The organism is Saccharothrix sp. NBAS 001 (genome assembly GCF_056640475.1).
In genome coordinates, this window is sequence record NZ_CM153251.1 from 7538534 (window position 1) to 7551775 (window position 13242).

Annotated in this window: 11 protein-coding genes, 1 tRNA gene and 1 pseudogene; 8 read left to right on the forward strand and 5 right to left on the reverse strand. The window is 70.6% G+C overall.

All coding sequences use genetic code 11. From position 1 onward, the window contains the following. Nucleotides 1–10: 10 nt before the first annotated feature. Nucleotides 11–565 (reverse strand): TetR/AcrR family transcriptional regulator, encoded by a 555-nt coding sequence (locus tag AC0HI0_RS32805; protein WP_480927344.1) that lies wholly within the window; start codon nucleotides 563–565, stop codon nucleotides 11–13. Nucleotides 566–621: 56 nt separating this feature from the next. On the opposite strand from AC0HI0_RS32805, the gene AC0HI0_RS32810 reads away from it, so the two are divergent. Further along, nucleotides 622–1665 carry an FAD-dependent oxidoreductase gene (locus AC0HI0_RS32810; protein ID WP_480927345.1) on the forward strand — a complete coding sequence of 348 codons (1044 nt, stop codon included), beginning with the start codon at nucleotides 622–624 and terminating at the stop codon, nucleotides 1663–1665. An 18-nt stretch (nucleotides 1666–1683) separates the two neighbouring features. Here AC0HI0_RS32810 and AC0HI0_RS32815 read toward each other — a convergent pair whose 3' ends face one another. Then, nucleotides 1684–2532 (reverse strand): exodeoxyribonuclease III, encoded by an 849-nt coding sequence (locus AC0HI0_RS32815; protein WP_480927346.1) that lies wholly within the window; start codon nucleotides 2530–2532, stop codon nucleotides 1684–1686. A gap of 300 nt (nucleotides 2533–2832) precedes the next feature. Here AC0HI0_RS32815 and AC0HI0_RS32820 point away from each other — a divergent pair, with 300 nt between their 5' ends. Together AC0HI0_RS32820 and AC0HI0_RS32825 are read left to right on the forward strand one after the other, a co-directional pair. Next, complete coding sequence (locus tag AC0HI0_RS32820) at nucleotides 2833–3417, forward strand: hypothetical protein (protein WP_480927347.1); 585 nt, start codon at nucleotides 2833–2835, stop codon at nucleotides 3415–3417. A 395-nt stretch (nucleotides 3418–3812) separates the two neighbouring features. Further along, nucleotides 3813–4109, forward strand: a pseudogene (locus tag AC0HI0_RS32825) (tyrosine-type recombinase/integrase); the annotation flags it as partial. Between the two features lie 40 nt (nucleotides 4110–4149). Here AC0HI0_RS32825 and AC0HI0_RS32830 read toward each other — a convergent pair. Then, nucleotides 4150–4225 (reverse strand) — tRNA-Lys (locus AC0HI0_RS32830). A 160-nt stretch (nucleotides 4226–4385) separates the two neighbouring features. On the opposite strand from AC0HI0_RS32830, the gene lysA reads away from it, so the two are divergent. Further along, nucleotides 4386–5636, forward strand: coding sequence for a diaminopimelate decarboxylase (gene lysA / locus AC0HI0_RS32835; RefSeq protein WP_480927348.1), 1251 nt, complete (start codon nucleotides 4386–4388; stop codon nucleotides 5634–5636). Here lysA and AC0HI0_RS32840 read toward each other — a convergent pair. Further along, the gene (locus AC0HI0_RS32840; protein ID WP_480927349.1) at nucleotides 5633–7114 is read right to left on the reverse strand and encodes an alkaline phosphatase family protein; all 1482 of its coding nucleotides are present in this window, start codon (nucleotides 7112–7114) and stop codon (nucleotides 5633–5635) included. The genes lysA and AC0HI0_RS32840 overlap by 4 nt on opposite strands. A gap of 194 nt (nucleotides 7115–7308) precedes the next feature. Between AC0HI0_RS32840 and AC0HI0_RS32845 the strand changes: the two genes are divergently transcribed. Continuing rightward, nucleotides 7309–7794, forward strand: a complete 486-nt coding sequence (locus AC0HI0_RS32845; protein ID WP_480927350.1) for a GNAT family N-acetyltransferase — start codon at nucleotides 7309–7311, stop codon at nucleotides 7792–7794. A gap of 359 nt (nucleotides 7795–8153) precedes the next feature. Here the strand turns inward: AC0HI0_RS32845 and AC0HI0_RS32850 are convergent, their stop codons facing one another. After that, on the reverse strand, nucleotides 8154–8366 hold the full coding sequence (locus AC0HI0_RS32850; RefSeq protein ID WP_480927351.1) for a hypothetical protein: 213 nt from the start codon (nucleotides 8364–8366) through the stop codon (nucleotides 8154–8156). 322 nt (nucleotides 8367–8688) lie between these two features. Between AC0HI0_RS32850 and dusB the strand changes: the two genes are divergently transcribed. The 3 genes from dusB (at nucleotide 8689) to AC0HI0_RS32865 (ending at nucleotide 11359) form a co-directional block, all read left to right on the forward strand. Further along, a complete protein-coding gene (gene dusB / locus AC0HI0_RS32855) occupies nucleotides 8689–9825 on the forward strand; it encodes a tRNA dihydrouridine synthase DusB (protein WP_480927352.1) in 1137 nt (378 codons plus the stop codon). A 4-nt stretch (nucleotides 9826–9829) separates the two neighbouring features. Beyond that, nucleotides 9830–10276: a hypothetical protein gene (locus tag AC0HI0_RS32860; RefSeq protein WP_480927353.1), complete on the forward strand. Its 447-nt coding sequence runs from the start codon at nucleotides 9830–9832 to the stop codon at nucleotides 10274–10276. A 225-nt stretch (nucleotides 10277–10501) separates the two neighbouring features. After that, nucleotides 10502–11359 carry a GGDEF domain-containing protein gene (locus AC0HI0_RS32865; RefSeq protein ID WP_480927354.1) on the forward strand — a complete coding sequence of 286 codons (858 nt, stop codon included), beginning with the start codon at nucleotides 10502–10504 and terminating at the stop codon, nucleotides 11357–11359. The last annotated feature ends 1883 nt before the right edge of the window (nucleotides 11360–13242 follow it).

Genomic DNA, 13242 nt, shown 5'->3' on the forward strand with positions numbered 1-13242 from the left:
AATCCCGCTGTCAGGTGTTCGGCGGCCCGAAAACCCCGCGCAGCACGGTCCGCACGGCGTCGGCCGGCGCGAAGTCGGGCTGCGGGTCGGCGAGCTGGTTGGTGAGCAGCCCGTCGATCACGGCGAGCATCAGCCGCAGGTCGCGGATCGGGTCGGCGGAGCCGAGCGCCGCGAACAGCGGCCCCGCCCACTCCGCGATCCGCCGGTGCGCGGCGGCGATCCGGACGCCGAGTTCGGGGCGCACGCCCGCCTCGACGAACACCGCGTGCCGGGCCAACGTGATCAGGCGTTCGCGGGCGAGTTCGTCCACCAGCCGCCCCACGGCCACCGCCAGCGCTTCCGGCGTGGACACGTCGTCCGCGAGCCGTCCCCACAGCTCCGTTTCCAGTTCCAACAGCCGTTCCACCACGCCGTCGACCAGCGCGTCCCGGGTGCGGAAGTGGTTGGAGGTGGAGCCCTGCGGCAGTCCGGCCGCCGTGTCCACGGCCCGGTGCGTGAGGCCGCGCGGTCCCGCCGTGCCCAGCACCTGGATGGCCGCGTCGAGCACCAGCTGCCGCCTCGTCACACCCGGGACACTACACCCGTAGTATCCGGCACTACATCTGTAGTACGGTCGATCGCATGAGAGCAGCGGTCATCGGCGGCGGCATCGGCGGCCTGACAGCCGCCATCGGCCTGCGCCGGATCGGCTGGGAGGTCATCGTGTTCGAGCGCGCGGACGCCCTCCCGACCACCGGCACCGGCCTGGGCATCTGGCGGAACGCGTTGGAAGCGCTGGACAGGATCGGGGTGGGCGACGCCGTCCGACGAGCCGGCCGCCGACAACCCGACGGCTACGTGCGCAAACCAGACGGCAGGCGGATCGGCGTCCTGCGCGCGGACGTCCACCTCGTGACCCGCCCGGCCCTCTTGACGACCCTGGCGTCCACCCTCCCGCCTGACACGATCCACTACGGCGCAGAAGCGCCGGGCCCAGACCAGCTCGCCGACGCCGACCTGGTCGTCGGTGCGGACGGCATCAACAGCGCCACACGACAAGCGCTGTTCGGCGTGGACGTCCGGCAGTCCGGCACGATCGGATGGCGCGGCACCGCGGACCTGCCGGTCGAGGCGGGCGGCGAAACGTGGGGCAGGGGCGTGAAGTTCGGCCTGACCCCGCAGGCCGACGGCCGGACCAACTGGTACGCCCTGACCGGCCCCAACGACGACCTGGAAAGCACCTTCGGCACATGGCACGCCCCGATCCCCGAAATCCTGGCCGCCTCGACCGAAACCCTGCGCCATTCGTTGGACTACGTGCCGCCACTCCCCGCCTACTACAGCGGGAACACCGTCCTGATCGGCGACGCGGCCCACGCCATGACACCGGACCTGGGTCAAGGCGCGTGCCAGGCGATGATCGACGCCGTAACCCTCACCACCTGCCTGGCAGCGAACCCCAAAACCGCCCCGCGCGCCTACGACACGTTGCGGCGCAGGCAAACCCAACGCATGGTGCGCCAATCCCTGGCCCTCAACCGCCTGGCCCGAACCCGCCACCTGATCGGCATCCGCGACACCGCCCTGAAAGCGGCCTTGGCGCTGGCCCCCAAGCCTCGCGACAAACCTCTCGGAGACCACGACAACTGGAGCGCAGACCTGGAACGCGACGAACTGGCAGGCTGATCACACCGGCCGCCTGCCCTAGCTCTGCGGCAACTTCACCGTCCGCCGAGTACGCGGCGCAGACGGCGGCGGCACCATCGGCCCGACATCCCCGTCCGGCGCGGTGTCGAGATCCACGATCACCGGCGCGTGATCGCTGGGCCCAGTCCCCTTGCGCGCCTTGCGATCCACCCAAGCCGCCGCGACCCGTGAAGCCACCGGGTCGGACGCCAGCACCAGGTCGATCCGCATCCCGAGATTCTGGTGGAACATCCCGGCGCGGTAGTCCCAATACGTGAAAACCCGCTCGTCCGGCCACCGTTCCCGGACGACGTCCCGCAACCCCAACGCTTCCACGGCGGCACGCTCGGGCGCGGTCACGTGCGTGTGCCCCACGTACGCGGCCGGATCAAACACATCCGCGTCAGCCGGGGCGACATTCACGTCCCCGCACACCAAAACCTCGCCCCCTTCACCGTTCACCACCGTTCGCAACGCTGCCAACCAGGCAAGCTTGTACCGGTAATGATCCGATTCAGGCTCCCGCCCGTTGGGCACGTAAACGGAGTAGACCCGGATGCCCCCACACGTAGCGGCAACAGCCCGTGCCTCAGGATGCGGAAACCCGGGCGCACCGGCCACCCCGTTCACCACATCCGTCAACCCGACCCGGGAAAGCAACGCAACCCCGTTCCACCGGGCCTCGCCAAACGCCGCCACCTGATACCCGCGTTCCGCGAGGGGAGCGGCAAGCAACGCGTCAAAAGCATCATCGGTCAACTTGGTCTCCTGAAGACAAACCACATCAGGAGCCCGCTCGTCCAGCCACGCCAACAACCGAGGCAACCGCTGCTTGACCGAGTTGACGTTCCAGGTAGCCACCCGCATCACCCCAACGTAGCGCCCACCCCACCGTCACACACTCCGGCCGAGCGCGCCCCAGCGTCGTCCACCGACCACCCCGCCCCGGTCCGGACGCCGAAGACGAGTGATCGTCAGCCACCTCGACGGCCCCGGAGGTAAGGAGTCGCGGACGGCGGTCGCGGATGGTTTGGGCCGGTTGCCAGTGGTCGTTGTGCAGGAGATACGATGGGGATTCGATCTTGCCAGCTCAATGCCCCTACGCTCCGGTCGACAGAACGGGCGCGTCGCCACCGACGCATGAGCAAGTGGCCGTAAACTCTACGGATGGCGTTGGAGAAGAGCAAGCCATCAGTACAAAGCTTCCCCTTGGGCTGGGTGAAGCTATGGCGGGACGATATCGCAAAAATGGTAGAAATAGTTCGGGAAGGCACACCCGGCGAGACGCTCTTAATTCAAATTGACGACAACTACACCGCAAGCGACGCAGAAGACCTAAAGGACCACCCTGACGGTAGCGTGGAACAAATAACAGTACTAGCCGGCGGAGGCAGAGTCCGCCTACACCTTGCACCCAGAGAAGCAGTTGTTGATGTAGTAGAACCTGATCTCCTCGCCAAAGGCATGGTAGCCAGCCTGCTCGCTCTGGCACACGACTGTCGGACCTTTACTCCGACATTTCAACAAACCAGCGAGCGTTTGCTCGAACTCCTGCCAAGCACCCTCGCCAGTCGTTTGATATCGTCAGCATTCGGCGCCAACGCCAGGTCGCGCTCAGGCGCGATTATGTTTACTCGTACGCGCGCGGAAGCTCCAGGGTTCTGGGATCGAAAGCGCGACGATATATGGCTGGCCGCTGCATCTGCCCTCGTAGGCGGAGTAATAGGTTACTTTGTAAATGTTATCTCATGACATCCACCACCTATGCCGCCGACAAATAGGTGCGTGCAGCACAGAACTTCCCAGAGCGTTGCTTGACGGTGCGAATTAGAAGTCTTCGACGCCAACTACCTGTGCTGGCGGTCTTGGCGGCGACGTTGGGCTGGCGCCTATCCGGGGTGTCGGTGGGTCAACTTGATGGGCTCGCGCGGACTGACGAAAACCCATCACAAGACCGGTAAAGTGCTGAGTGCTGCGGGTCAGCCCCTGGTCGGATTCGCTCGACACGATTCGAGTGCGGCCGGTGCCCGGCCAGGGCACCGCGGGCATTCTCGCTTCACCACCGGAGTTGCGGCCACACTGAAGGCCGCGAACGAGTGGCGGTTGAGAAGGGCGGGCGTCGAACACTTGTCGGGACCTGTGCAAGGTTCGACCGGGTGACGTCACACGTGTTCCGAAAGACCGCGGCGACCATCCTCGATGAGGCCGACCTGACGGCCCGGATCATCGCGGACCAACTCGGGCACTCATGGCCGTCGATGACGCAGGACGTGTACCTGAGCCGGAAGGCAGTCGATCGGCGGACTGCCGAAGCGCTGGAATCGGCCTTCGGGACACCCACCGATGACCCGAGTCCGGAGGCCCAGGACTGTGACCTTCGGTGGACTTGGCGGCCCGGGCGGTTGAGGAGTCGGAACCGCTCCGTGTGGCAAAAGTGGCGGTGATCTTGACGCGCGAAAGCCCCAGGCCGCTGACCTGGGGCTTTGGTGGGCCGCCGGGGGATCGAACCCCGAACCCGCGGATTAAAAGTCCGCTGCTCTGCCAGTTGAGCTAGCGGCCCGCTGTCCAGGTTAGTGGAAGACGGCCGGGCGGTTCGACGGTGGTGACATACGTGGTGTGCGCCACACGGGTGTCAGGGGGCGACAAGATGTGGGGGTTGGGTGTCAGGAGGGTGTGCGGGGGTGGGGTGCGGGTGGTCTGAGCTGGGGTGTTCTGGCTGCATGACGTTGACGGAGTTGTTGCCTTCGCTGGGGTGTTCGGTGGCTGCTCAAGTTGATCAGCGGTTGTGGCCCGGTGTGTCGGATCGGCGGTTGGCGTGGATCGCGGCCACCTTCGGGACGCCCACGTACGTGCTCGACGAGAACGTCGTGCGCGAGCAGTGCCGGCGCTTCCGGGACGCGTTGCCGGGGGCTCGGGTGGCGTTCGCGAGCAAGGCGCTCAGTTGCAAGGCCGTGGTGCGGTGGGTGCTGGAGGAGGGGCTTTCGCTGGACGTCTGCTCCGCCGGGGAACTCGCGGTGGCGCGGGCGGTCGGGTTTCCGGCGGAGCGGATCCTGTTGCACGGCAACGCCAAGACGCCCGAGGACCTCAAGGCCGCGCACGCCTACGGGGTGGGGCGGATCGTGGTCGACTCGCTGCACGAACTCGACCTGCTGACCGACCAGAGCGTCCTGCTCCGGGTGACGCCGGGGATCGCCGCCGACACCCACCCGGCGCTCGCGACCGGTGACAACGGGCAGAAGTTCGGGCTTTCGGAGAGCGAGGTCGAGGAGGCGGTCCGGCGGATCGACGCACGTCCGGACCTCACCTTGGAGGGGCTGCACTGCCACGTCGGGTCGCAGATCCGGCACGTCGCCACGTTCGAGCAGGCGGCTCGGCGGATGGTGGCGCTCATCGCCCGGTTGGGGCGGCCGATTCGGGAACTGGACCTCGGGGGTGGGTTCGCCGTCCCGTACACGAGCGGTGAGCCCGATTTCGACCTGACGGGGTACGTCGATCGAGTTACGCGGGCGATCCGGTACGAGTGCGCACGACACCGGGTGCCCGTTCCGCAGCTGATCATCGAGCCCGGTCGGGCGATTGTGGCGCGCGCTGGTGTGACCCTCTACCGGGTTACCAGCGTGAAGCACCCGTTCGTGGCGGTCGACGGCGGGATGAGCGACAACGCCCGCCCCGCGCTCTACCAGGCCCGCTACCAGCCTCGACTGTTGCGGACCGGACCCACCGCACGGATGACGCTGGTCGGGCGGCATTGCGAGGCCGGCGACGTGCTGGCGGCAGACGTCCCGCTGCCGAGGGACGTTCATCCGGGTGATGTGGTCGCTGTTCCGGTGACGGGTGCGTACCACCACTCGCTCGCGTCGAACTACAACCAGGTGGGCCGTCCCGCGCTCATCGGAGTGCGGGACGGCCTTACGCGGGTTCTCGTCAAAGCGGAGACCGAGGACGACCTGCTCCGCAGGGACGTGGGCTAGCGGGTCACGCTCGGCGCATCCACGGCCCAGTACCAGTTGTTCCCGGCGTCGTACAGGCGCCACGACACGACCATGTTCCGTGCGCCGCTGGGCACCGACACGTTCAACGACACGGTGCCCGCGAGCACATCGGCCGTCCCGGAGCCGTAAGACAACACCGTGCGCTCCGCGCCACCGTCGAACGCCACGGTCACCGACGCGCGCTGCGGGTTCTCCTGGCGGTAGTGGGAACCGAACTTCAACGTCACGGCGGACGCGCCGCTGACGTCGTAGCCCGGCGACACGAGGGTCGAGTCGAACTTGCCGGACGACGACGGCGAGCCCTTGTCGTCCCACTCATCGGGGTCGGCGACCGCGAACACGCCGCGCGCCCGCACGTTCGCCTCCCGCTGCTGGCCAGGCGCGGCCCTGGTCCAGAAGTCGTCCGTGGTGAACGACCAGCCCTGCCACTCGGCCACGCCCTGCGGCGCGGTGGTCCGCACGCTCCACCCGGCCGGCCCCTGGTGGGTCCAGCCGAGCACGGACGCGGGCACGCCCGTCTCGTCCTGGCGCGGCTTCAACGTCGCCGAGTCGAACGGGTCGGGCGGCGCTGCCCCGAGCGGATAGCCGTCCAACGACGCGGTGACGCCGAGGTGCCGCAGCGCGGTCGCCGCGATGTCCACGATCTTCGGTTGCGCGTTAGGCGTCCCCGTGGGCACACCGCCGCCTGCGGCGATCACGAACGTCATGCGTTCTTCCGGTGTGTCGCCGCCGTGTCCACCGGACGCCGTGTGCCCGTGGTCGGTGGAGAGCATGATCAGCCAGTCTTCGTTGGCGTAAGACGGGCGGGACTCGATCGCACGCAACAGACGTCCGATGAGCGCGTCGTCGGTGCGCAGCGTCGCCTGGTACTGAGCGGAGTCCGCGCCGTGGTCGTGGCCCGCGATGTCCGTCTGGCCGAAGTAGACGAACGACGCGTCCGCAGGGTCGTTCGCGAGGTGCTTCTCGGCGTCCACGGCGACTTTCTCGTCCGAGCCCTCGTAACCGGCGCTGTCGCCGTCGAGCACGAACTTGCGGTCCTGGCCGTCGCGGAGGATGCGGTCGCCGATGGGCTTCCAGTCGACGGCGGCGTACGTGTCGAGAGCGGGCTTCGCGGTCTGGGCGCGCGCCAGCCAGCTCGGGAAGTTCGTGAGGACGTTGCCGGAGAAGGAGTTGTCCTTGACCTTGTGCTTGTCGGGCCAGACGCCGGTCAGGATGCTCGACCAGCCGGGGCCGCTGAGCGTGGACGCCATACCGGAGCCGTAGAGCGCGCTGCGGGACGAAAGGCCCCGCTGCGCCAACGCGTGCACGTTAGGGGTGTCGGCGGCGAGCAGTTTGTCGTAGCGCGCACCGTCAAGGCCGATGAGGAGCACCTTGGGGACCTTCGGCGCGGCGTTCGCGGTCGGCACGGCCACCACTGCGGCGGCCAACGCCAGCACCAACGCGAGTTTGCCTCGCACCCTGCCTCCTTTTGGTAACAGGTATAGACCGATCTGCGGTCAAGTCGAAGGTAGGGGCGGGCGGTGAACTCCGCCGGAACGCCCGACCACGAGAGGTCGGCGATCACCCGGCGAGCTGCCGTCCGGTTTCCGCCAAATGGCACCTGAACTGCGCGAACAGGCCGATTGTCGTACCCCGCCGGCAGAGTGACCCCATGACCGCGAACATCCGCATCGAGCCCTGGTCCGAGGAGGGCCTGGACCTCCTGCACCGGCTCAACACACCGGAGATGACCACCCACCTCGGCGGGCCGGAGCCCGAGGAGAAGGTCGTCTCCCGCCACGGGCGCTACCTGGTGCCGGCCGGAGGACAGATGTACCGCGTCGTGGTGGACGGCGTGACGGCGGGCAGCGTGGGGTTCTGGGAGAAGGAGTGGCAGGGCGAGACGGTGCACGAGGTGGGGTGGAGCGTGCTGCCGGAGTTCCAGGGCCGAGGGGTGGCGGTGGCCGCGGCCACCGCCGTCGTGGAACAGGCCCGGCAGACCGCGCCGGACCGCTGGGTGCGCGCGTTCCCGTCCGTCGATCACGGGGCGTCCAACGCGGTGTGCCGCAAGCTCGGGTTCGAGTTGGTGGGCGAGGTCGAGTTCGAGTACCCGCCGGGCCACTTCATGAGGTGCAACGACTGGGGGTTGGCGCCGTGAGCGCGCCGGAGAGGGGGTGGATGGGGAGCTGAGGGCACTGCGGGGGTTCGTGGATCCGTAGGAGCAGTCGCGCTGGATGTGGCAGTGGGTCGAGGCGTGGCGGACCGAGACGTAAGGCGGACCGAGACGTAAGGCGGTCGGGGTGGTCAGAGCTGTCGGCACGTCGCGGGTGGGGCTTCGGCGTGCAGACAGCACCGACCGGCCGGGTTGCGGCGGTTCCGGCTCCTGACGGGTGCCGGCCGGCCTGGCCTCGGCAGGTCCGGCTTCGGCAGGTCCGGCTTCGGCAGGTCCGGCTTCGGCTGGCCGGGCCGGCGTCGGGGGCTGGGCTGTGTCCGGGCCGGACCACGGCCGGCGGAGCGTCAGCGGGTGGTGGTCAGGCGGGTGCGTCGGGTGGCGGTCGTGCGCAGCAGCCGCAGGACGGCCAGGGCTCGCGCGCCGCGTGGGCCGGGCACCAGCACGGCCACGACCCCGGCGACGAGGAACACCACGGCGATGGGCCCGTATCTCAGGACGACGGCCGCTGTCACGATCGGGACAGGTCCGCTGAGGAGCAGTTGGGTGACGGTGGGCATGGAGCGCTCTCCTTCTGATGGCGAAGGGGACGCGCTCGGCACCTGGTCCGGCGCGCCCGCGCTCCGCCGTGCGGAAGAAAGAACGCCTGCGCCTCCACGGCCGGCTGATCGACCCGATCGGCCACCGAGTCAGGAGCAGACGAACTCGGACCGCTCCAGCGTGGCACCGGGTCGACGCCGGCCGCGATAGGCCGGACGGGCGCTGTCCGTTTCCGGCCACCGTGGGCCGCGCCACACCCGGCCGCCGGACGAGGGCGACGCCACCCACGCGGCTGCGGTTCGATCGGCAGAACGGCGACCCGGTCGGGCTACCCTGGAGCACGTGCTTTCGGCAGCCCCCACGTTGAAGATCGGCCCCTACGCGGTCGATCCCGCCGTCGTGCTCGCACCGATGGCGGGCATCACGAACGTGGCGTTCCGGCAGCTCTGCCGCGAGTTCGGCAGCCCGACCTCGCTCTACGTGTGCGAGATGATCACCGCCCGCGCGATCGTCGAACGCGACTCCAAGACCATGGAGATGATCACGTTCGGCGAGGACGAGCACCCGCGCTCGCTCCAGCTCTACGGCGTCGACCCGACGTCGATGAGCGAGGCGACCAAGCTGATCGTCGGCGAGGACCGCGCCGACCACATCGACATGAACTTCGGCTGCCCCGTCCCCAAGGTCACCCGCAAGGGCGGCGGGGCGGCGCTGCCGTACAAGCGGCAGTTGTTCCGGCAGATCGTGCGGGCCGCGGTGCGGGCCGCCGAGCCCGCCGGGGTGCCGGTGACGGTCAAGTTCCGGATCGGCATCGACGACGAGCACCTCACCTACCTCGACGCCGGGCGCATCGCCGAGGACGAGGGCGCGCGGGCCGTCGCCCTGCACGCCCGCACGGCCGCCCAGCGGTACTCCGGGCAGGCCGACTGGACGGCGATCGCGCGGCTCAAGGAGGCCGTGACGACCGTCCCGGTGCTCGGCAACGGCGACATCTTCAGCGCGCAGGACGCGCTGGACATGGTCGCCCGGACCGGGTGCGACGGCGTGGTCGTCGGGCGCGGCTGCCTGGGGCGGCCGTGGCTGTTCGGCGAACTCCAGGCCGCGTTCCGGGGCGAGCCGGTCCCGGCCGGGCCGTCGCTGGGGCGGGTCGCGGAGATCCTGGGCCGCCACGGGCGGCTGCTCGCGGCACACCTCGGCGAGCAGAAGGGCCTGCGTGACCTGCGCAAACACATGGCCTGGTACTTGAAGGGGTTCCCGGTGGGCGCGGAGCTGCGGCGCAGCCTCGCCATGGTGTCCACGCTGACCGAGCTGGACGACCTGCTCGGCGGGCTCGACCCGGGCGCGCCGTTCCCGCAGGACGCCGAGGGCCCGCGCGGCCGACAGGGCTCGCCCGCGAAGGTCGTGCTGCCGGAGGGCTGGCTGGACGACCCCGAGGACGCGATGACGCCGTCCGCCGAAGACATGCACTCGGGCGGCTGAGCCGGTGACGCGTGTCGTAACAGCGGTGCTGTGCGTCCTCGCGCTGGCCGGGTGCGGGTCGCAGGTCACCGGGACGGCCAAACCGCTCCAGATCACCGACGTCGAGCGCGCCCTCGTGACCAGCTACTTCACCGCGCTCAACGAGGCCGGTACGCAGGGCGTGGCGCAGCAGCGCGAACTGCTCGCCGACACCCAGCACCCGGACTTCCGCGAGGGCACCTGCAAGCTCCCGGACGGCACGATCAGGGTGCAGCCGACCATGTCGACGCTGCGGTTGGACCCGGATTGGACGCCGCCGGGCAAGGACCGGCACCCGCGCGGCGTGGTAGTGGTGGTCGCGGTGACGGTGACCGTCCTCCAGGACGGCATCGAGGTCGGCAGCCAGATCGGCTCGCAGCACCTCGTCCTGCTCAACGGGAAGACCTACGGCTTCGCGCCGTGCGCCGACTGACGGTCTGGCGCAGACTGGACGTCCGACCCGGTTCACCGGGGTCGCCGCGACCGAGGGCCCGACGACCACGCACGGCGCACGCTCCGGCTTGTTGATCACTGAACGTCACCAGTTCGGAGCAGTGCACGGTCAACCAGTCGAGGGAAATCCCCCTGAGACGCGTCCCGCCGGCTCAAGCGCCGCCTCCTACGAGACGACACCTTGGCAAGTAGGGAGGTGAGCGCGATGACCGCACTGCGACCCGAAGTCGCCGATTTCGACAGCGACGGCGGCCCCGAACGGCCCCGGCCCGCGTCGGAGGGCACCGGCCTGGTGCAGCTGCACGAGTCGATCGCCGCGCTGCTCGCCTCCCGGGGCCAGTGGCGGCAGGCGTACCAGCACCTGCGGTCCGCGTTCGACCTCGTCTACGCCGACCAGGACGAACAGCCGCAGGTGCCCGAGCAGCTGCGCCGCGAGGTGGACCGGCTGCGCCGCGAGCACGCCGAGGCGCGCGAGCAGAGCCTCCGGGACAGCCTGACCGACAGCTACAACCGCCGCTACCTGGACCAGCGGCTGCTGGGCATGGTCGCCGACCACGGCACGACTGCGGCCGGGCTGGCCATCGCGCTGATCGACCTGGACTGGTTCAAGCAGGTCAATGACACGTTCGGGCACCTCCTGGGTGACCGGGTGTTGCGGCGCGTGGTGGAGCTGTTGCAGGAGGAGCTGCCGGAGGGCGGTTTCTGCGCCCGTTACGGCGGCGAGGAGTTCGTGCTGGTGCTGCCGGGCGTGGACGCCGCAGCGGGCGTGGAGATCGCCGAATCGGCGCGAACGCGTGTCGAGCGTCACGCCTGGGCTTCACTGGCACCCGGTTTGCGAGTGACCGTCAGCATCGGGTTGGCTTATGAGCCTCCGGCGGGGGACTCGCCGACGCGTCCTCCGGTCGCACCCGAACAGCAACTGCTCCGCGCGGACAGCCTGCTCTACACCGCCAAGCAGTCAGGACGGAACGCCGTCGCCTATCGGGAGAACGGCCGGGTTCGCCTCGCGGGCGCTGCCGCCGGACGACGTGGAATCGCCGAATCGCGGGTTGCCGGTTACTGAGGCGTAGTGGCAGCTCACCCGTTCGGGCGTAGCAGGCTGCGCGCAATCGGGTAGGCGCGACCCCTGTATCACCGGGAGTGGTCGTCAGGACTGGCGGTCATCCGTAGTATCGCCAAGGCAAGTGACACGCCGTTGGTGCAACCAATGTGTCCTTGATGTCGTCAACTCGTGATGACGACCCGCTACTGACCAAGGTTGAAGGGAGACCGGGTGCCCGACGAGCCCCGCCGTGGCGGCCCCGGACCCCGAGGTGAGCAGCCCCCGCAGGACGACCAGCCGACCGGGCGTCGACGCAGGTCGCTGGAGGGCGGCGGCGGTCTGAGCGTTTCCGAGCTGCTCGAACAGCACAGCCGCACGAACATCCCGCGTCCCGTGCCGCCGGACGGCCGCAGACCCGAACCCGCGGGCCCGGAGCAGCCGACCGGGCGGAGGGCCGCGCCCGAGGACAGCCGAGGACCGTCCCCCGAGGACGGCCACCGCGCTGCGGACCACTTCGCACCGTCCACCGACGCTCCCCGGGAGACCGGCCGGCGCGCGCGCCAGGCGTCCCCGGAGGACACCGGCCGCCGTGCCAGGTCCGCACCTCCCGAGAGCACCGGCCGCCGCGCACGACCGACCGCACCGCCTCCGCCGGTCACCCCACCCCCGGTCGCGCAGCCACCGGCCGTGCCGCCGGTCGCACCGCCCGAGGGCACCGGCCGCCGCGCACGGCCCACCCCCGAGGAGACCGGACGGCGCGCACGGCCCGAGGTGTCGCCCGAGGACACCGGACGACGGTCGCGCCCCGCTCCCGAGGACACCGGACGTCGGGCCAGGCCCGAGGGCTTCGCCCCGGTCGACGACGCACGGCGCGCTCCGGCGCGCGAGGAGACCGGGCGACGGGCGCTGCCCGACGCGTTCACGCCGTCACCCGAGAGCACCGGCCGCCGCGCCGCGCCGTCCCCCGAGGACCCCGCCCGGCGCGGTGCGCCCGACAACCGCCGTCCCGGCCCGGACGACGTGGCCCGGCCCGAGGCCACGGGTCGCCGGCCACGGCCGGAGGGTGCGCCCGGCCGGCGGTACGCGCCCGACGAGCCGCAACGCCCGGAGGCCACCGGCCGCCGCCCCCTGCCGCCCCCGCCGGTCCCCGGCGCTCCCGGCCCCCAAGCTCCCGGCCCCCAAGCTCCCGGCACTCACGCTCCTGGCACCAACGGCGTCCCCAACGGTCCGTTGCCCGGCCCTGCCGGTGGACCGGACGGCAGCGGCCCCCGGCGGCTCGCCGGACCTGAGGGCGGTCGCCGCCCCGCCGAGGGCAACACCGGACCCCGCCGTCTGGCCGAAGGCGGACCTGACGGCACCGGACCGCGCCGGCTCCCTGAGAGCGGACCTGACGGCAGCGGGCCACGCCGCCTGGCCGAAGGTGCGCCCGAGGGCAATGGACCTCGCCGACTCGCCGAAGGCGGGCCGGATGGCAGCGGACCCCGCAGGCTCGCCGAAGGCGCGCCCGAGGGCACCGGGCCCCGTCGACTCGCCGAAGGCGCGCCCGACGGTCCCGACCCGCGCCGGTTGGCCGAAGGCGGCCCCGCTCAGCGGCGGCCTGCGGATGGTGGACCCGACGGCGGGCCGAGGAGGCTCGCCGAGGGGGCTCCCAACGGCCCTCGACGTCCTGAAGGCGGCCCGGACGGCTCCGGGCCACGCCGCCTGGCCGAAGGCGGCCCCAACGCACCCCGGCGTCCCGAGGGCGGGCCGGACGGGTCCGGCCCGCGCCGACTCGCCCCCGAAGGCCCCAACGCCCCGCGTCGCCCGGCTGAAGGCGGACCGGACGGCAGCGGACCCCGCAGGCTCGCCGAAGGTGGTCCCGACGGTTCCGGGCCGCGTCGACTCGCCGAAGGCGGGCCGGACGG